At 39.8% G+C, this 19,752-nt stretch carries 16 protein-coding genes; 3 read left to right on the top strand and 13 right to left on the bottom strand.

Translation table 11 applies throughout. The annotated features are described in order from the left end of the window. Positions 1-7: 7 nt before the first annotated feature. A complete protein-coding gene (locus MSMAS_RS09650; RefSeq protein WP_011034817.1) occupies positions 8-619 on the bottom strand; it encodes a hypothetical protein in 612 nt (203 codons plus the stop codon). Between the two features lie 384 nt (positions 620-1,003). On the opposite strand from MSMAS_RS09650, the gene MSMAS_RS09645 reads away from it, so the two are divergent. Continuing rightward, positions 1,004-1,570, top strand: a complete 567-nt coding sequence (locus tag MSMAS_RS09645; RefSeq protein WP_011034818.1) for a flavin reductase family protein — start codon at positions 1,004-1,006, stop codon at positions 1,568-1,570. Positions 1,571-1,633: 63 nt separating this feature from the next. On the opposite strand, the gene MSMAS_RS19950 is transcribed toward MSMAS_RS09645, so the two are convergent. The 6 genes from MSMAS_RS19950 to MSMAS_RS09615 form a co-directional block, all read right to left on the bottom strand. Further along, on the bottom strand, positions 1,634-1,747 hold the full coding sequence (locus tag MSMAS_RS19950; RefSeq protein WP_080503083.1) for an ATP-binding protein: 114 nt from the start codon (positions 1,745-1,747) through the stop codon (positions 1,634-1,636). 269 nt (positions 1,748-2,016) lie between these two features. Continuing rightward, positions 2,017-3,213: an aldo/keto reductase gene (locus MSMAS_RS09635; RefSeq protein WP_011034819.1), complete on the bottom strand. Its 1,197-nt coding sequence runs from the start codon at positions 3,211-3,213 to the stop codon at positions 2,017-2,019. Between the two features lie 115 nt (positions 3,214-3,328). After that, on the bottom strand, positions 3,329-4,510 hold the full coding sequence (locus tag MSMAS_RS09630; protein WP_011034820.1) for an aldo/keto reductase: 1,182 nt from the start codon (positions 4,508-4,510) through the stop codon (positions 3,329-3,331). Then, the gene (locus tag MSMAS_RS09625) at positions 4,462-4,737 is read right to left on the bottom strand and encodes a hypothetical protein (protein ID WP_048040304.1); all 276 of its coding nucleotides are present in this window, start codon (positions 4,735-4,737) and stop codon (positions 4,462-4,464) included. Before MSMAS_RS09625 ends, MSMAS_RS09630 begins: the two co-directional genes overlap by 49 nt. Before the next feature lie 1,039 nt (positions 4,738-5,776). Next, positions 5,777-6,106 carry a carboxymuconolactone decarboxylase family protein gene (locus MSMAS_RS09620; protein ID WP_011034821.1) on the bottom strand — a complete coding sequence of 110 codons (330 nt, stop codon included), beginning with the start codon at positions 6,104-6,106 and terminating at the stop codon, positions 5,777-5,779. A 725-nt stretch (positions 6,107-6,831) separates the two neighbouring features. Beyond that, entirely contained in the window at positions 6,832-7,371 is a 540-nt protein-coding gene (locus MSMAS_RS09615) for a GNAT family N-acetyltransferase (protein ID WP_152688777.1), read from the bottom strand. 347 nt (positions 7,372-7,718) lie between these two features. Here MSMAS_RS09615 and MSMAS_RS09610 point away from each other — a divergent pair, with 347 nt between their 5' ends. Beyond that, positions 7,719-9,008: a hypothetical protein gene (locus MSMAS_RS09610; RefSeq protein ID WP_196296925.1), complete on the top strand. Its 1,290-nt coding sequence runs from the start codon at positions 7,719-7,721 to the stop codon at positions 9,006-9,008. Between the two features lie 663 nt (positions 9,009-9,671). Beyond that, positions 9,672-9,980, top strand: a complete 309-nt coding sequence (locus MSMAS_RS19945) for a PAS domain S-box protein (protein WP_080942074.1) — start codon at positions 9,672-9,674, stop codon at positions 9,978-9,980. A 185-nt stretch (positions 9,981-10,165) separates the two neighbouring features. Here the strand turns inward: MSMAS_RS19945 and MSMAS_RS09600 are convergent, their stop codons facing one another. The 6 genes from MSMAS_RS09600 to MSMAS_RS18260 form a co-directional block, all read right to left on the bottom strand. Next, positions 10,166-13,480, bottom strand: a complete 3,315-nt coding sequence (locus MSMAS_RS09600) for a hypothetical protein (RefSeq protein WP_052728065.1) — start codon at positions 13,478-13,480, stop codon at positions 10,166-10,168. 446 nt (positions 13,481-13,926) lie between these two features. Further along, a complete protein-coding gene (locus MSMAS_RS09595; RefSeq protein WP_230633228.1) occupies positions 13,927-14,739 on the bottom strand; it encodes a YihY/virulence factor BrkB family protein in 813 nt (270 codons plus the stop codon). Between the two features lie 529 nt (positions 14,740-15,268). Next, on the bottom strand, positions 15,269-15,493 hold the full coding sequence (locus tag MSMAS_RS09585) for a hypothetical protein (protein WP_226987618.1): 225 nt from the start codon (positions 15,491-15,493) through the stop codon (positions 15,269-15,271). A gap of 320 nt (positions 15,494-15,813) precedes the next feature. Next, complete coding sequence (locus tag MSMAS_RS09580; RefSeq protein WP_048037689.1) at positions 15,814-17,355, bottom strand: flippase; 1,542 nt, start codon at positions 17,353-17,355, stop codon at positions 15,814-15,816. Between the two features lie 13 nt (positions 17,356-17,368). Further along, entirely contained in the window at positions 17,369-17,836 is a 468-nt protein-coding gene (locus MSMAS_RS09575) for a hypothetical protein (protein ID WP_155395214.1), read from the bottom strand. A 1,333-nt stretch (positions 17,837-19,169) separates the two neighbouring features. Then, positions 19,170-19,325 (bottom strand): DUF1328 domain-containing protein, encoded by a 156-nt coding sequence (locus tag MSMAS_RS18260; RefSeq protein WP_048040314.1) that lies wholly within the window; start codon positions 19,323-19,325, stop codon positions 19,170-19,172. Positions 19,326-19,752: the final 427 nt, after the last annotated feature.

The raw sequence follows: 19,752 nt of genomic DNA, 5'->3' as shown, positions 1-19,752 counted from the left end.
GGAGTATTTATTCCACACCGGATTTGTGTCCGCAGTGTTTGGCCCTGTATTTTTTAATCGCATATATAGCAGTAACACCTGCAAGTGCGCCCACTATAGCAGTAACACCGGCAAGTACGCCTACTACTATTCTGTTGAATGTGATCATGGATGGTCCCTTACCTTCTTCATGTGCTTCTTTATCAACTACTTCTTTAATCTTAGCTTCTGGCTCTGGATGTTTAAACTTTCTAAGGAGGTATACTCCAAGTGCCCATTTCCCGTATTTTTTCGCTCTGTGCAGTAAAGACAAGCTGCCATGAACAGGCGATTTCATACCCAGATCAGGTTTTTCTGCCTCCTTCTCTGATTTTTTTGGTTTTAGCTTTTTTACAGCATAAGTAGTAAGCATTAACTTTCCATGTTTATGCAGCAATCCTCCAGTGCTCTCTTCATGCTCTCTGGTTCCGTAGTGCTTTCCTGACTTTAGCCAGTTTACCAGATAGGTGGCCAGAATCAACTTCCCGCACCTGCTCATTATTCCATTCGTTTTTTGCTCGGAAACCTGGTTAGAGTCTTCAGAAATGAACTTTTTCAGGATATACGCGCCCAGCAACAGCTTACCGTATTTGCTTAACATTTTATACCCCCGAATTTTCCTGACCGAAGAATCCCCTTTTAATCATCCTCCGGATAGAAGAGCAATTATTCCAATACTTCGGTATTTATCCTATATCTCACATAATATATAACGGCAACCATATAATTTCTATAATAAATTCTAATTGACATGCGTTTCATTACATAATATTTCTGGCAAATAATCCCGGAGATTAATTGAAAAGGCACCATATCTTATTGAAAACTATCTTAATGGAAACTTAACCTGGATAACCGGGTTTTTAAATTTCCCCGAAATCCTGAGTAAAAAATTCAGGTAAAAATAAAAAGATAAAGGCAGTAATAAAGTCCTGTAAAGTTATTTCACGAAAGCATTCTGTATTCTCAAATAGAGGCTTTAACCATGAAACAATCGATCGGAGCAAAACCACTTGCTTTTCCGACCCCTGCATGGGTTGTCGGTACCTATGACATGAATGGAAAACCAAATGCTATGACTGTAGCATGGGCAGGGATCTGCTGTTCGAACCCTCCGTGCATCAGCGTCTCTTTAAGAAAAGCTACCTACAGTTATGCCGGCATTGTTGAGAATAAGGCGTTCACTGTAAGCATTCCATCTGAAGTTTTTGTGAGGGAGGCTGATTATTTCGGCATTGCAAGCGGGAAGGATGAAAATAAGTTTGAGTGCGCTTCTCTGACGCCGGTAAGAAGCGAGCTTGTTCCAGCCCCGTATGTAGGAGAATTTCCGGTAGTACTTGAGTGCAAACTTCTCCACAGCCTTGAAGTTGGGCTTCACACCATGTTTGTAGGAGAGATCATGGACATAAAGGCAGAAGAATATGTACTTGACGAAAACGGGAATCCTGATATCGAAAGAATAAAACCTGTTATATACGGGACAGGAAATAAAAGCTACTACAGTATTGGTAGAAATCTCGGAAAAGCGTTTTATATCGGCAAAATGTCCTGAACCTTTTAAAATAGATATTATCTTTACGGCAGGATTATTTCAGGGGCAGGACCATGCAGGGAGTCAGTTGCTCAGGTTAAGCGGGATGGTGAAAATAAACCTGCTTCCCCTTCCAGGCTCGCTCTCAACCCGGATTCTGCCTGCATGCATTTCCACAAACTTCTTGACAGGAGAAATCCCGGGTCCTGCCCCTGTCTGATCCCTATATTCGGGTTTTTCAAGCTGTGTAAAAGGCTAAAAGACCTTCCTGGTTTCCTCTTTGACATCCCTATACCTGTATCCCTTACAGTAATTTCTGCTTCTATGTCTGTGAATCTGGCATTGATAAGCTTCAGGAGATTAGCATGTCAGTTAAGGACCAGTGTCAAAAACAGCCTGAACGATTCGGGTCATGAAAAAAGCCATCGGATAAAAAAGATAATCAAAGAGCTGGTAGATGGATGTTTTTACTCTTTTCCAAAAGACTTTTTTGCGATAACCTTCCACCCTTTAAAATTTTTACCTTCAAATTCTTCTTTAACGGCTTCAAGGAAAGAAGGTATATCCAGCTGTTGCGGACATTTTTCTACACACTGCCCGCATTGCACACACTGTGAGGCATATCCCGGAACATCACCTCTTATTATTCCTCCGGGTTTTGCCGCATACATGAGTTTTGCTTCTTTCTCGTTTCCTGAAAGATAATAATTATCGTAGATCTCAAAACAGCCTGGAATATCTACCCCTGAAGGGCAGGGGATACAGTATCTGCAGCCTGTACATCCTGTTTTCATAAGCTTGCGGTATTTCTGCTCCACTTTTTTAACAAGCTGAAGTTCAGATTCTTTCAGCGAGTGCGGATAAGCTTCACCTGCTATTTTCAGGTTTTCTCCTATGTGTGCCTCTTCATTCATTCCTGAGAGCACAACCGTAACTTCAGGGCGGTTCCATATCCAGCGGAGAGCCCATTCTGCAGGCGTGCGTTTTACCTCGGCTCCATTCCAGATATCCTGGATTTCAGAAGGCACAGGATCTGTCAGCTTGCCTCCCCTCAGGGGTTCCATAATTATAACCCCCAGCCCTTTTGAAGCTGCATATTCAAGCCCTTCTGTCCCTGCCTGGTTCTTTTCATCTAGGAAATTGTACTGGATCTGGCAGAAAGTCCAGGGATAGGAATCCACGATCCTCTTGAAATCTTTAATTGAGCCATGGAAAGAAAAGCCCGCATTGATTATGCGTCCATCAGCTTTTGCCCTGTCAAGAAAACTGAGAATGTCAAGCTTTTCCATCTTATCCCACAGTGCTCCCACAAGCCCGTGGACAAGGTAATAGTCTATATGGTCCGTATTGAGCCTTTCAAGCTGGGCATTGAGGAACCTGTCCATGTCTTCCCTGCCTTTAACGGACCATGAGGGCAGTTTTGTTGCAAGTTTGACCCTTTCGCGGTACCCTTCTGCAAGAGTTCTCCCTACAAAAGGCTCGCTCTCTCCCATATGGTAAGGCCAGGCTGTGTCAATATAGTTTACTCCGTGATCGATTGCATCCCGGAGCTGCTGTCTGGCTCTTTCTTCATTTATTTTCCCTTCTTTGAGAGGGAGACGCATGCATCCGAATCCGAGTATTGAAAGTTCGTCTCCGTTTCCTGGCATTTTTCTGTACAGCATTTCCGGCACCTTATCGTTTTAGGTTGTCTCCCTGCTTTTAAAAGGCTTCTAATTTTTAAATGAGTCTGGATCTTAATCTTTTCTTGGCCTTTAAATAAGTAATCCTTTTTAACCTTCATTCTACTCTGAAAGTCTGTTTTGCAGCAGCTTTCCACGTTTCCAGATCAGGTCCCTCAAATTTGTCTGCAACAATTTTAAGCAGCTCTGGTATATTCAGGTGCTGTGGACATTTTTCAAGGCACTCCTTACACTGTATACACCGTGAAGCGTATCCAGGGATATCGCCTCTTATTATTCCGCCTGCTTTTGCCGCGTACATCAACTTTCCTTCATTTTCGTTTCCCGAAAGGTAAAGGTTGTCGTACACTTCAAAACAGGTAGGGATATCAACTCCGGAGGTGCAGGGCATACAGTATCTGCAGCCCGTACATCCCGTATTCATAAGTGTTCGGTATTTCTGTTCAACCCTGCTTATAAGCTGGAGTTCTTTCTCAGTCATAGAGTTCGGATATGCTTCGTCTGCTGTTCTCAGGTTTTCTTCGATATGAGACTCTTCATTCATTCCCGAGAGTACAACAGTGATTTCAGGGTGGTTCCATACCCAGCGTAAAGCCCATTCTGCAGGCGTGTGATTTACTTCTGCCTCTTCCCATATTGTTTTTATTTCAGATGGCATCAGAGTGGTGAGCTTGCCTCCCCTCAGGGGTTCCATAACTATAATTCCCAGCCCCTTTGAAGCTGCATATTCAAGCCCTTCTGTCCCTGCCTGGTTCTTTTCATCCAGGAAATTGTACTGGATCTGGCAGAAAGTCCAGGGATACGCATCGATAATAGTTTTAAAGTCCTCAACCGAGTCATGGAACGAAAAACCTGCATTAATTATACGCCCGTCGGCCTTTGCCCTTTCAAGAAAGTCCAGGACACCGAGGTCTTTCATTTTGTCCCATAACACCCCTGTAAGGTTGTGAAGGAGATAGTAATCTATATGGTCGGTTCTGAGCCTTTCAAGCTGTGAATTTAAAATCCTGTCCATCTCTTCCCTGTTTTTCACAGTCCATGAAGGGAGTTTCGTTGCAATTTTAACCTTTTCGCGGTATCCATCAGCAAGGACACTGCCCAGGAAAGGCTCATTTTCTCCAAGATGATACGTCCATGCTGTATCAATATAATTTACCCCGTGATCTATTAAATACTGCACCTGGCTCTTTGCCCTCTCACGGTCAATCTTTCCTTCTTTTACAGGAAGCCTCATGCATCCCAAACCAAGTATTGAAAGCCTGTCTCCATTCCCAGGCATCCTTCTGTAGAGTATTCTTTTCCCCCCTTGTTCCCTCTCTTTTTGTTTCTCTTTCTGCTTTTTTCTCTTTTTCTCCTCTCTTTCTCCTCTTTTTCCGTTTTTTTCTCTCTTTCTCCTCTTTTTCCGTTTTTTTCTCTCTTTTTCCTCTTTTTCTCCTTATCTTTGAAAATGAGCCCCGGATGAAGTTCACAGCCATCTGATATCCGGCCAGAAGGCAGAAGTTCCAATCTGACCCTTTCCTGCCGTGTATTTTTCCAGCACCTTTTCTATTCAGGTTCAGGTGACAAAGACGAGATATGTGCCGCTAAACGGCGTTATGTGTTTTTCGGGAGAAGCCTCCTTTTTCCCTCTCCATGTAAAGTTTGTAAATAGTGACGGATTTCAGTTCTCAGACAATCAAAGCACACCTAATTTCAGAGTCGTTTTTAGCTGAAAAATGAATACGGCTTTTCCCCATTTCCGCCATTATCATTTCTCATAATAATGTCTTAAAATTAGATTCCTATTTTAATAATCTATTTTAGATATATATCTAGAATAAAGGTTTTTAGTTCAGAATCAATGTTCTCATTTATGATTAAGGGAGCGCAGAGGGCCACGAATACCCTGTACTTTACGGGCTGTCCTGCAATTACCTTTGATAATATAAGAAATCCTTATTTTTTGATTTAAAGGTCTTATCTGCTTTTTTATCATTTTTTATTACTATCAATATTATAGGAAGCCTCGACAGGGTTGGGCAGGTGCGTGCAATTTGATTTTCTGGTTCACAGAAAAAAATGCATCAACACTGATAAACATGCAAAATCCCGGAAGTAAAATACCTGTTAACGGACACAATTAAGTTTTCAAGGGAAAAACAGGGCACCTGTTATTTGGGATTGAGTCTAGGTGGATATGAGTTTGGGATATGTCTAGAAAAAAGTTTCTCAGATGCCCTGTTAATTATATTATGTTCGCAATTACATATAAAAATAGTGAAATTTTCGTTTTTGTTTTATCCGGAGACCGTCTGTAGAAAACAGGAGGGTAAAACGCGGCTATAAAATTACTTCTATGTCCTGAGAAAAAATCTAACTTCTAAATCCTGCTGATCTAACAGATAAAATCTAACTTCTAAATCCTTTTGCTCTGACAGATAAAAATCTGTCTTAGTAATCCGCTGGATTAATATGGCTTTCATATCGGATGCTACATTAACGAAAGGTGTTTTATGAAATGAAATCTCAGGCAGTAATAACTACCTGAGAATGCTTGAATTAACTTTCACAGGACGTCATTCAAAGCTCTTGCAGCCGTGTAAACGCTTCCAACTCCGAAAATGTACTGAGTTATCCTCAATGCTTCCAGAACTTCTTCTTTTGTAGCTCCTGCCTGCATTGCCTGGATTGCAAGGACTTTTACACCGTCAACGGCACCATTAGCTGCATCAAGCGACATTGCAATAAGCAGTTTATATTTCATTGGCATTCCGTCTTCAGAAAATGCGAGTCCGCGCGTGCTTTCCAGAAGCTTGAAGAATTCAGGGTCCTTATCCATTATAACCTGCAATGGGTTTTCTGACAATTTATCATCTCCTTTCAGGTTTTTACCCAAAAATCCTGATCACACTTTTGGGCATGTTTTTTGTTTGTATATATCAGTCTGTTTACTTATTATTACTGTTTACTTATTATTACTGTTTACTTATTATTACTGTTTACTTATTATTACTGTTTACTTCTCATTACTGTTTTCTTTTATTAAAAATTCGGTTTTCTTACAAAATATATCAGGATACAATATGTCGGAATGCAATGTGTCAGGATGTAATGAGTCAGGATGTAATATTGCATATTAAATTAAAAGCAATGTAAGTAATGGATTGCAAAAACAGCCAGAATTCGTGCAAAAAGGGTTTAACAGAGAAAAAAGTATTCCAAAAAATAAGATTAGAAGGGGGGGCATCTGTTTTTCGGTGAGGTGGGATTGGGGATAGAAAACCGGGTATTCTAAAAAAGTTTTTCAGATGCCCAATAAGTATATAATACTCATTAATATATAAAATTAAGTTTATGCTGCTATTTCTCAGCCATTTTTCGCAGTACTCAAATTATTTTTTACATTTAGCGGTATCCGTTCTGCACTTTCAATTTGAAATGATTCGCTTCAGGCCATTTACTTCAACATTTATTAAATATTTTGAAATCAAAAAATGTCTGTAAAACTTTAAATACGGATTAGAAAAGGATTAGAAAAGGATCAGAGATGGATGAGAAAAGAAGGATTGGAAATGGATTGGAAATGGATTGGAAATGGATTGGAAATGGATCAGAAAAGAATCAGGAGCCTCCTTTTTCGGGTCTAAATTCATAAGTGATAATCCCTTCTTCTGGCCCGTTCCCTTTAAGATAAAAACCGTTTTTTTCCAGAACGCGGATAGAAGACTTGAGGTGTGGATAAGTATTGGCTATAATGCAGTCATTTCCAAGGCTGGAAAGTGCCCATTCCCGCATTGACCGTACAGCCTCCGTTGCATATCCATTATTCTGGTAATCGGGAAGGACGGAATACCCTATCTCAAGGGTTCCATTTTCGTGAGCAAGAAATCCTCCGCTGCCTATAAGGACAGGCAGTTCAGGACTTTTCTGGTGCAGAAGCCAGTAAAAACTCCAGATTTTTCTATCTTTTGTCCTCATCCGTCCCAGGAATTCTTCGATCACTTCAGGAGTTATTTGATCAGGTGGCCACTCCTCAGGAACACGCGCATTGAGGTTTGAAGCAAAAGCAGGGCGGTCATGCAGTTCCATAAGATAGAGTTTAACAGTCGCAGGAACAAGAGACAACCTTTCTGTAACGATAGGAAAAAGGATAGAAGACATGCAACAGATTAAGGTTTTTTAAAAGATAATCTTTTTGGTAAGTTGAATTCAGATTGTAGGAGCATGAAACATGGGGGAATGGGCATCTGAGGGTTTGGAGTGGTTTGGGAGTGGGGGTTTAAAAACTGCTGAGTGTATGAAAAGAGTTTTTCAGATGCCCTGGTTTATAATAATAATTAATATTATATAAAATTATGGATATAATGTTCTTTAATTGCATTTTAATAACTCGTATGAAGAGAACCTGCAAAACCATAATTTGTCCAAAAACAAGCAGTATTTCATCTTTAATTATACAAGAATACCTTTTTAAGTGATTTTGTCATCTCTTTTAGGGGGAATATAAGGTGGGTAAGGAAAACATTCCATCGGGTTTTACAGATGCTTTCGACTTCAGACTTATGGACGCACTTTTTGGAAGAAGAGCACGCCGTTTTTTTATGGGGGCTTCCATACCGGACGGCTACTTTAAGTACAAATCAAAATATCACCCTCTGCCTCTCACAGAATGGGAGCAGATGGCTATCCTGTCCGCAGCAGCGGGCAACACGGGCTGGCATAACCTTATAATGCGCGGGGAAAGGTATGCACCCGCTCTTTCAAATTACGCTTGCAGCGCCGGAGGGCGCACATTTCCTTCCGCTGCCGGCTTTCATACAAGTGAACTCTTTTTTACCGACGATAATGGAGTATATTTCTTTGAAACACGTGATGCTCCTGAACTCGCATCACGCTCGGAAAACGGGACTTTTGATGCAGAGGAACTGATTAAAGCTCACAGGACAAGAGTCCGTAAAATTTCAGAGGGCAGGCTGAAAATCCCTCCTGAAACGCCCTATGTTGAAGCTCATAACACATGGGTGGTAAATCATCCCGGAACTACCCTGATCATTCCTGTGGCAGACCTGGCGCAGCATGTACTTGCCGGGATCTGTTACTATACGCAGAACGGAGTCTGTTTCTTTGATGATATCCATGGGGAGGAGATAGAAGGGCTTGAAAAGTTCAGCGGGCTTGTAGATACGGAAAACCCTTTGCCCCTGAGTTTTCTTGAACTGTGGTCTTTTTCGGAAGCAACTGCAGAGCTCTCCATTGCCTGTTATGCAGGCATGCTCATGTTGCAGGCTATGGGACTTGGTGGCTGGATGTTTAATGGTGTAGACCCTTTTTCAATCCTTGGAGCAAGCGGAAAGCCTGAAGTTTCCGGGCTTGGCTTCAGGTATGACACAGATGACCGATGGGCACTTCCCAATCCTACAGGGCTTCCGGGAGTTTTTGAAGGTTATACTCCTCCTCACTACAGGGATATGCGCCACGCGGTTGATGCCCTTACAAAAAGGAAATTTGGAAAAGGAGGACCTTTCAACTCTGACACTCCTGGCTACTATAAGGATACAGGGGCAGTCCGGAGCAGTGCTGTGCCCCATAATGAAGAGTTCAGGGACTGTGTTGCCCTGCAAGCCCAGCATATCTATGATCGGTTTGGGAAGTTTCCAGGTACAGTCCCGAGTATTTTTGTTATGCCTTACCTTCAGGCCCATCACCTTGACCTCGAATTTTATGACCATTTCTACAAAAAAGGAGCCTATCTGAAAACCCATGAAATGCATATAGAGCGCTGGCATCCTGAGATTTAAAAAAGTATTATTTACACTTCGGGACTTTATATATATTATAAACTTTATATCTCAGTTAAATTATTAAATTTTTAAGTTATTTACATTTATATTACTCAGCACTGTTTACATGTCATTTTTGACCCGGGTGATTTTAGAAGGTAAACTGACGGGTCCCCTGAAAAATGGTTCAGATTATTGCATTAAGATGAAAGAAAATTCTAAAGAAGGAGTTGGTTCTTGCTCGGAAACGGATTTAAGAAATTAATGGATTTTAAAGGACCGGGGATAGATTCCTTGATCCCGGAAAAAAATCCTCCGGAAACCTCGATGCAGCTGAATGAGCAGGGAAACTGCTTCAAAAAAGATGGAAATTAGGTCTGGATCAGGATCTCGCCCTTTATCATAGTAGATGCAGAAAACAGGCCTAATTATGTAGTTCTCCAGATAAATGATACAACAGCTTAAAAAACCGGTATCAATATATCAATTTTAAAGTTCCTGAAATAAGTTTTGATTCTGCTTCATTGGTCATCGGTTAAGGAATTTTTTTGCCTGAAAGCTATCGATTTTGCACCAGAAGCCTATCATGAAATTAAATATTTGAGGAATGTCGTAGGAATGGAGGCAATTTATCACGATTCTTCACTTAACCGAAGACGCATGGATTCTGCTTAGCAAAACATAGGTGAAGGAATAGTAATCTATGAGCAGGTAGGCAAGTTTCTGAAAGCAAATCCTGCAATATGTAAAATGCTTGGGAAGAGTAGAGAGGAGTTGCTGCAAAAAACAGCAACTGAATTTATTGCCCAGAAATCATCAAAAATTTTCACTGAGCAGATAAGAGAGCTATATCGAAATGAAAAGGAAACATTACAGATTACAACTGTCCTTAAAGATGGCATCTTTTTTCCTGTAGATCTGAATATGGAGCTTATTGAATACAAAGGTAAACAGGCTATATTTTCTATTGTTCGCAATATAATGGAATGAATCTTCCCGATGCTTGAAAAGGTCTGCAAACTGTAGGAGGTGGAGATTGTTTCCTTAAGCTCCTTAGTTTTTTAGTATGATCCGGGAAACTGGTCTTATAGATCTAAAAAGAAAAAAAGATGATTGAATATGCTGTTACTGGTTTCTAGTTATCACCTCCTGACAGTGTTAACTTATTTTCAGCCTTAATTTGTCATTATCTGATTGATATTATCCTCACTTACCTCTTTATCTTCACTTGCCTCTTTATCTTCACCTACTTCTTTATCTTCACTTACTTTTTCAGTATTCAGGCTTATTTCTTCTTTCTCTACAGGCTCAGAAATTGCTTTTTCAGGTTCAGAAACTTCTTCTTTAGTATTCGAGCTTACTTCTTTATCCTCACTTGCTTCTTCAACGCCTTCATTTACTTGTCTATCTTCACTTACTTTTTCAGTATTCAGGTTTACTTCTTCTTTCTCTACAGGTTCAGAAATTGCTTTTTCAGGTTCGGAAACTTCTTCAACCACGACTTCTTCTTTCTTTCCAGGTTCAGAAACTTCTTCTTCAGTATTCGAGCTTACTTCTTTATCTTCACTCACTTCTCCAGCGTCTTCACTTACTTTTTCTATGTAATTACAGACTGGTTTACAAACTGGTTTAGGTTCGTCGCATACTGGTTTAGATTCATCGCATACTGGTTTGGTTTCTTCGCAGACTGAATTAGTTTCTTTACAGGCTGGTTCAGAAACCTGTTTTTGTTCTTCACAGGATGTTTTCTGTTTTTCACATACCGGCTTAGTTTCTTCGCAGACCGTCTTCTTTACTTCTTTATTTTCTTCGCATGTAGGTTTACAAACTTTTTTGGGTTCTTCACCTACTTTTTCTGGTTTTTCGCAGGCTGGTTTACATACCGGTTTAGTTTCTTTACATACTGGTTTATTTTCTTCACATTCTGGTTTACATTCTAATTTATTTTCTTCACATTCTGGTTTACAAACTGGTTTTGTTTCTTCGCAGACTTCGTCAGTTACATTGCCTGCTTCACTATCGGAGTCATTGTCTGAAACCTCAATGCCATTGTCTGTTCCATCTCCTTCATCCATCTGGTCGACAATTCTCTGTGCTTCCCTTATCATGTAACCTGCTTCATCAGCTGAAATCTTCTTGCATTCCTTCATTTTTTCGGCCAGATGAATGAAAGACTCAAGCGTACAGATGGCATTTTCATCTTCACCTTTTTCGTAGTAGCACATCGCCTTATCAAGGAGAGAAACCAGCTCTGTTCTGGTCTTCTCATGGCATTCATATGTACATTCCACATATTCCTTGAGAGCCTTTATACTATCAAGAGGAGTTGATTCAGAACAATTGTCAGGAACTTCGGTTTCATTGTCTGATCCTGTGTCATCTCCATTATCTGAGTCATTGTCAGGAACCTCAGTTTCATTGTCTGATCCATTACCCTCATCAGTCTCATTATCATCGAGAGGTGGCACTTCAGACGAAGCGAGGGTAAACATGTAGATGTCTCTGTTTCCATTGCGTACATCTTCCCATACTATTCTATCCCCGTAGATACTGGGATGACACCATCGTACTGATTCATTGGCAGTAATCTTAGTTTTTGTAGAAGTAGAGAGATTGTACATGTAGATATCAGAATTTCCATTATACTTCTTAGCGTCCTCCCACACGATCCTGTCCTCATATATAGCCGAATAAGATGATGACGAACTGGGGACTACTCGAGTTTCAATGCCAGTAGAAAGGTCGTACATGTAGATATCTCCATTTCCATTTATCTTTTGACTGTTCCACACTATCCTGTCCCCGTAGATAGCAGGCGAGGATACTGATTCACTGGTGGTAATCTGAGTTTCCCTGGAAGTAGAGAGATCGTACATGTAGATATCCAATGGATTATAATCGTCTCCATTTCGAGAATCACACCATACTATCCTGTCACCATAGATTGCAGGATCGTACTGCCTTGATCCATTGGTAGTGATTTGAGTTTCTTTGTGAGTTGAGAGGTCATACATGTAAACATCTAAATTTGTATAACTACCATTGTCATTACGCCAATCCTGCCACACGATCCTGTCCTCGTAAATAGCAGGCGAGTATGCTGATCCACTGGTACTGATCTGAGTTTCTTTGTGAGTTGAGAGATCATACATGTAGATATCAGAATTCATGTAAGTTCCATTGTCATTGCGATAATCAGACCACACTATTCTGTCTCCGTAGATAGCAGGTGTGGACTGAGATGATTTATTGTCGGTAATCTGAGTTTCCGTAGAAGTGGAGATATCATACATGTAAATATCGCCATTTATAAAGTCATGCTCATTTCCATTTCGCCAATCGGTCCAGACTATTCTGTCCCCGTAAATAGAAGGACCCTTCTGGTCTGAATAATTTGTAGTGATCCGGGTTTCCGTACCCTGTGTCAGCTGTTCTTCCTCAGCTGTAGTAATCTGGATTTCTTCGGAATTAGAGAGGTCGTACATATAGATATCCGAAGCGTCATCATAACTCACTGCATTTCGCCAATCGGTCCATACTATTCTGTCCCCGTAAATTGCAGGTTCTAACTGATCTGAATCATTTGTGGTTATCCGGGTTTCCGTAGAAGTAGAAAAATCGTACATGTAAATATCCCCGGTTTCTTCGGTACTTTTAGGAGTGCCACCTGGAATGTTCAGCCATACTATCTTGTCACCATAAATTGCAGGACCATATGCATCATCTATCAAACCGATGGTTTGTGTGGTGGAATTAGACAGGTCATAAACCTCAATCAGGTAGTTTCCTGTTCCGGTTTCAGCCTCATAAACTATCCTGTCTCCGTAAATGAGAGGATTCCGGGTCATATCTCCATAATACTCATCAGACCCTCCGTTCCAGCCCCACCAGTAGGGAGTAATCTGGGTTTTCGTGGAAGTGGAGATATTATACATATAGATCACCTGATCTTCACTCCACACTATTCTATCTTCATAAATATCCGGTGACATTTCATCTGATAAATTGTTTGTGAGCCGGGTTTCCGTAGATGTGGAGATATCATACATGTAAATATCTAAGTTTCCATTGCGGTCGTCCTGCCATACTATTTTGTCTTTATATATCGCAGGCTCACTCTGATTTGATTCACTGGTGGTTATCTGAATTTCCTGTTGAGTGGAAATATCATACATGTAGATATCCCAGTTTACAGAGGGATCCCAGGAATATCCGCTTCCTCCATTGCGCCAGTCGGTCCAGACTATTCTGTCCCCGTAAATAGCAGGACCCTTCTGGTCTGCTTCATTACTGGTTATTTGAGTTTTAGTGGAAGTGGAAATATTGTACATTTGAATATCCCAACTTCCGTTGCTGTCATCCTGCCAAACTATCCTGTCTTCGTAGATAGCAGAGTTCTGTTCCGAACCTGCAGATGTGTTCCCTATGGTAATTAAAAGTAAAACGAAAAAAATCCCACAACTAATTACCGTTCTTTTGTTTAATTCCATCTGATCCTACCCCTAATACGAAATTTTTTAACTTTCCCTCAAATTCTTTTCCAAATCTGGTCATAGGTGTATTTTAATTTCTAATTATGGATGTATAAAAAATTTAATTAAAGATTAAGTTTTATTAGTTAATATAAATATTCTTATTTTGGATAATATAGAAAAGTTTATTATTTTGTATTATAAAAGTTCCAAATAAAAATAATAATATAATATTTTCTGTAGCAAAAGTATTCATTATTGCTAAGTGAAAAATAAGTTTCAAATAATGTTTAAAATCAGTTTTTCAATTGCATGAGCTTTGCTCTTTGAGTTTAGTTTCCTGAACAGGAGAACAGCTTTCTCAAAACGCACAAAAAAGGAAAACGACAATAGAAATCTGTTTTTGCTATATTAAATTCCTAATTTTTTTCCAATATTAAAAGAGAACGTTAAAAACAGGATTGTTATAATTCAGAATAAACTTTTGTAAACTCAGCACCAATTGTAATCATAATTGAAGAATAATATATCAGGAGAAATAATCCAACTGTTGACCCGATTGCTCCATAAACACTTACAGGGTTGCTGTACAGGAAATAGAGGCTCATTGCATACTTGCCTATAGTTATGAGAATTACCGTCACTAGCGACCCTACAAACACAGGTTTAAGTCCAAGTTTTGTATCCGGCAGTACCCTGTATACAAGCATAAAAAAAAGTACAAGGATAAGGAAGCTGGCTGCTGACCCGGTATACTGGGCAACGGAAGGTGAAAAGGGAAAAACTCCCTGAAACAGCCTGGAAACAGTATAAAGCACTCCTTCGATAAGTATGCTGAAGACAAGGAGCCCTCCAATACCTATAACTATAAAAAAAGAGACGATTGCATTTTTTATAAAGTCTTTAATGGTACTGGATTCTACATGTTTGATATCCCAGGCTTTCTCAAGGAAGTCCTTCAACTGCCTGAAAACATTGCTTGCAGACCAGAGCAGGAGCAAAAAACCTATTAACGCTCCGAGTGAGAGGAAATTTACCTCAGGGGTGTTTTCGAAAAGCGCATACATCATATCTATAATGCTCTGGTCAACCGAACCCTGCAGATACTCGATTATGTTTTCCTGAAGACGGCTTGATTTTAAAAAAATACTTCCCATTGATATCGAAAATAGTATAAGAGCAGGAAGGCTTAACACAAAATAAAATGCCAGTGCGGCACTGTGAGTCTTTGCGTCATCCTCCATCCATTTCTTTACTGTTCTGGTAACCAGATCCAAAGTGTACCCAGCCTTCATAATTTCCCCAACCAATGATGTGATTCATTTTATTAAATGTCTTTTATAACTGCCCATTGACCTTTTTCCCTGAAAATGAAAGAAAGGTTTCAGGCAGAAAAATAACATATACGCAAAAGTTGATTTCAGAGATTTTTCAGGTTATTTCAGGTTATTTCAGGTTATTTCAGGTTATTTCAGGTTATTTCAGGATATTTCAGATATATTTCAGAGGTTATACTTCTTTCTTTCAGAATAATAATCGCCTTAAAACCTGAGCGTTCTTATTCAGAAAATCTAAAGCTTTTTTTCAAAATTCTGGTTTAAAATTTTGGCTCAAATCTTAGAACTAGCTATCATTTATTTATTATTCTTCCAGATTCGAATCCAGCCCTTAAATAACTTTAAAAATCAGAGTGAACGTCTGATATTTAATAAAATGAGAAAGTTTGTAACCCTAAAGGTTTAATCTGGCTGTTTGGTCTTTTATGGTTCTCATAAATATTTTTGTTGATTCTAATAATTAAGTTAATCAATATGTAACTTCAATAGTGTTTCCGTCCTTATCCGTGGCTCTTATCCTTATAAAAGAAGGTAAAGAAAATATTGGAGCTTTGCGCGATACACTATCATAATTTCCTTTTTTATGGGATTTTGCTTCAGGAATTTTGTTATCAGTGAGTATTGACTTTCCTCTCTCAGAAACGGGACTTTTTTGCATTGGTTTTGAAAAAGAGCATATTTTTGGTACAGACATAATCCCTGTACAAATCCCTGTACAGGGGGTGGATTTATTATCATTTTTTCTGGTTCCGGAAAACTTGTCTCTTTTCATAGTCTCTACTCTTTTCTACTTTCTCCTTTTTAAAGCCAGCGATTGTTTAAAATATTTAATACTGACCTGTACTCCTTCACTTCATATAATCTTTTCTATTTTTCGACAGAAGCGACTGAAAAAACAAATCTCAGGTTTTTAATTTTATATCGATGTTTGCAGTCTTATAATTTAATTAAATTAAAAAAGGGATCGGCATCTCTCAAAGAGAGTTTTTGCCGATTATTTAAATCCCAGACAAATTATGGTACGAGAGTCTTTATTGCCTGAGGGACATGAACACTGACATTCTGCCTGATGTTTTTCCTTATCTCGTCTACCATGCTTATCTCATCTTTGTCCAGTATCTTTGCGTAATGAATGACTGCAAAGTATACGATGATGAAAACTGCATACTCCCAGGCTGCCCCTGAAAGTGGAATTATTATTTTTGCAGCTAGCATGGTTGCGGTCATGACAACACAAACCAGGGTCAGTTTTCTGTACATTGAAGTGAAGGGGTGCATTTTCTGCTTCCTCCAGGCTCTTAAGGTCATTGAAACTTCTATGGATGCATAGGATACGGCAGTTCCTATAGCTGCACCTATCATGCCGTATTCAGGTATAAGCATGAAGTTAACAACTGCGTTAATTCCTGCACTTGCAACCGAACACCTCATCAGGAAGTCAGAGTCCCCGGAAGCCAGTAAAGTGTGGTAGTTGAACCCGAAATATGAGTTTGCTATGAACCCCATGGCAAGGATGCGCAGGGCCGTTGTACCGCCTACATATTCCGCTCCGTAGAGTTTAGTGATAAGAAACTCAGGGTACACGAATATCAGTGCAAAGATCGGGAATGTAAGCAGGAAGCACCATTTGGTCATTACCGCATATATCGAACCAACAGGTTGAGTTTTGTTAAGGCCCCACAGCTTTGATGCTACCGGGACATACACATAGCCCATCGAGGCTATTACAAGGGACAGGAACCCAACAATAGGGTACACTGCGTTGTAAACTCCCACAACTTCAGCCGGTCTGAAATAACCGAGCATTATGGTGTCTATCCAGCTCATGAGATTCAGCAGGGTTGCAGTTATCAGGAGCGGGAATGAATACCTTATCAGCTGTCTGGTGGGCTCGCTGAATTTAATTTTCCATTCGGGCTTTACCGGCGGCTTCTTTACAAAATACACCGACATTATGCCAAAAGTAAAGACCATTGAAATCAGGTCTGCAAATACTACTCCTTTAAGGGACGCTCCGAAGTATACGGCAGCTGAAGCAAATCCAAGCAGGGACAACGGTCTTATGATGTTATAGAAGTACATGTTAACATTCGTGCGGTCGAATCCCCTGTAGATTGCTACTGTGAGGTTCAGGAGTATGGTGAACGGGATAGCAAAGACAAGGATCTTGACCACGGACAGAATCTGGCCCTGTGCATCAAATCCTTTTCCTGCCAGGCTTTCGAAGAGCGAAGGTGAGACCAGGATGGCTAGCAAACCTGCAATAAGGCCCATGAGTATTGCTGATATTATTAATTCGTGTACCTTCTGTTCCTCCTGTCTGCCCCTGAAGAACGCAATATATCTCGGGACCCCCTCATTGAGCCCGAGGGTTGCGACAGCACCTGTGATCGATATCACGGTCAGTGCAAGGGAATATGTGCCGAAGTCGGCTGGTGAGAGGTGAGATGTCATTACTTTTTTAATAAGGATGTCGAGAAGCATCCCGAGAAAGGTCCCTGCAAGTATTACACCGGAACCGCCCACTATCCGGTTAACAGATTCGTTAACTGACATGAAGCTCCCCGCCTTAATTCCTGTTTTCCGGGGTTTTAGGACAGGAACAGAGTTCTGATGCCCTGTCAGTTACGACTGGATAACTCTCAGTTAACTGATTAAAGTCCAGGAAGATTTTCTTTGCAGTCTTCAGTAGAGCTAAACCTGATTCTTCAACCGTGCACATCTTGCCTGATAGGGTGCTGGCATTTGATGAAATGTAATGGGGAGCGGGATGGATAGAAAATTTCATTTTAGGGTTCAGGGTTTCAAAGTCTGCTGTTTCAAATTCCTTAAAACAGCTGGAAATCTTAAATGTATTGTCGTTTCTGTTTCTTTGCTCGATTTCCTGCCCTGTTGCTTCAGGGAGAGCCAGGACAGTGTCTAACTGGGGTTTCTGATAAACAATCGACATGGTTCGCTTACGACCTTTTGGGTTGGATTGAAGATAGGTCTTCGATTGTGCTGGGGCTGGAGTCCAGGCAGGGTGTGATTGAACCACGGGCTGGGTTTCCCGCTGGATTCAGTTTCCGGGATTAAGTGTCTGAACACTCAATGATAGCTGGACTTCTTGCAGTACCGAGAAGTTCTGAGTTGGGTAGGTCTTCTCAGGCAGCGCCCCGTGGGTTGGATCGGGGTAGGGCTCCGATTGCTCGGGTAAATAGGGTTCTGGCTCGAATCGAAACTGATTCAAAGCATAAGCATGGCAGTACCCTGTCAGGTTTTCTGCCAGATGGTTTTGGGTATTACCGGTGGCATCGGGTAATGCTCACCGGCATCTTAAAAGGCAGCTTATTTTCCATTTCCGCGGATTTCAGCAAACCAGTTTTGAACCTGCTGCCCTTTTTTGCACAATAGCTGTTTAGGGATACGAGCCATTGCTTCAAAGAACCAGCAGCCGGCCTGGATGCCTGTTAGATGCTAACAGGCAGTAGTGCGTTTTGTAAGTTTGATCTTTTTTCTTAAAATAGGAGAAGCTCCAACTTATTAAATTTCATTGAAAGTTCCCCCAAATTTTAGTAGGAGTACCTGCTCGACTAAGTATTTAAACGTTTCTATGTGAACTCCTGATTATCATTATCGGGTTAAACATGTACCGAAGAGAAAAAGTCATTTACAATGTCTTTTTCTGAATGTCCTGTTGAAGGCCTGATTCTTATGTAAATTTCATCATTCGGGCTCAGACCCTGGAGCCATATTAGGGCATTATTTCCGTAAATAAGCCTCAATAACACTGTATCAAAACCGAAAATTCTGATTTGCCTTTTTCGGACATCTCTAAACTTATTCATCATGTACGGATTTTAGGGAGCAGGAGGCGTTTTTTCTTACTGTTTTTTTGTTTGGAGGTTGGATCAAAAAGACTTCGCTTCTGAAAAGCAGATTAAAGCAATAAAATCAAAAAAACATCATGATTTATCATTATGATTATTCTTCTGACCTTAAACAAAATTTTTCCATACAGTGTTCATTCAAAGGTTATCATCTTCTAATATTTATATAGATGGATCATTAAAAATTAACAATGTTGAATAAATACGATTTAAGAATAACCATTGTCTCCGATCACAGAATAAAATACAAGTTGTGAATGCGCTGAGCTCATCTGTTCAGATTAAGAAAATATGTTTGTCTATAAAAAACAAATGAATTTAAAGAAAGAAAACTTGAAAAATAGTAAAATATGGTGCAATATAAGTGACGTATATTACACCAGATAACAAAAAATTCTGTCTCGACGGCTTTTTTATCATTTAAGGTGAAAAAGATCCATGGACATAAAATTGCTTTATGCCATTAACACCTTTACAGCACAACTGTAATGCGGGATACCGTCATAAAATCAGCGAGATTATCGCAAGTACAACAAATATTATAACAAGCCATTTTGCGATAGTCATAGAAAAACCGGCAATTCCCCGCGCACCCAATATATATGCAATTAATGCTAAAATTAAAAATACAACTGCTAATCCGATTAGATCCGCCATATTTTACTCTCCCAACCTTCATTTAACTGATAAATTGATTATTAGATTAAAGGTATTTATAATTTGACTGTCAAAGTAACTCGGTTTTACGGAAAACGAGGTCCTTTATCCTGAATTCAGCAGATTGACATTTTAATTCAGTTGTTTTTGTTATTGTGACTTTTTAATAGATTGTTTCTTCATATCTTTTATTACATTAACAGTTTGTAAAGTGCAGTATCAATGACAGTTTAAAAGCAGTATTAAAAATAGCTCTAAAAATCAAGAAGGCTGTATTATAAATAGCTCTAAAAATCAAGAAACAATCTCAGAAGGTTTGGTATTTGCCCCTGCCATCCTGCTCAGAGGAATAACAAAAAGGGAAATTAAAAAATGCCTGATAAATCTATGAAGTTCAAAATATATGAGATGTTTTAAAAAGGAGATA

The sequence above is a fragment of the Methanosarcina mazei S-6 genome, from assembly GCF_000970205.1.
Lineage (GTDB): Archaea > Halobacteriota > Methanosarcinia > Methanosarcinales > Methanosarcinaceae > Methanosarcina > Methanosarcina mazei.
Note: the sequence above shows the minus strand (reverse complement) of the source record. Positions and strands in the feature narration are given on the sequence as shown.

Bases quoted from the DNA above. Each gene is read 5' to 3' on its own strand.
- MSMAS_RS09615 (WP_152688777.1), bottom strand. From the start codon at position 7,371: ATGTCTTCTATCCTTTTTCCTATCGTTACAGAAAGGTTGTCTCTTGTT.
- MSMAS_RS09600 (WP_052728065.1), bottom strand. From the start codon at position 13,480: ATGGAATTAAACAAAAGAACGGTAATTAGTTGTGGGATTTTTTTCGTT.
- MSMAS_RS18260 (WP_048040314.1), bottom strand. From the start codon at position 19,325: ATGGCGGATCTAATCGGATTAGCAGTTGTATTTTTAATTTTAGCATTA.
- MSMAS_RS09635 (WP_011034819.1), bottom strand. From the start codon at position 3,213: ATGCTGTACAGAAAAATGCCAGGAAACGGAGACGAACTTTCAATACTC.
- MSMAS_RS09630 (WP_011034820.1), bottom strand. From the start codon at position 4,510: ATGCCTGGGAATGGAGACAGGCTTTCAATACTTGGTTTGGGATGCATG.
- MSMAS_RS09580 (WP_048037689.1), bottom strand. From the start codon at position 17,355: ATGTCAGTTAACGAATCTGTTAACCGGATAGTGGGCGGTTCCGGTGTA.
- MSMAS_RS09585 (WP_226987618.1), bottom strand. From the start codon at position 15,493: ATGTCTGTACCAAAAATATGCTCTTTTTCAAAACCAATGCAAAAAAGT.
- MSMAS_RS09650 (WP_011034817.1), bottom strand. From the start codon at position 619: ATGTTAAGCAAATACGGTAAGCTGTTGCTGGGCGCGTATATCCTGAAA.
- MSMAS_RS09645 (WP_011034818.1), top strand. From the start codon at position 1,004: ATGAAACAATCGATCGGAGCAAAACCACTTGCTTTTCCGACCCCTGCA.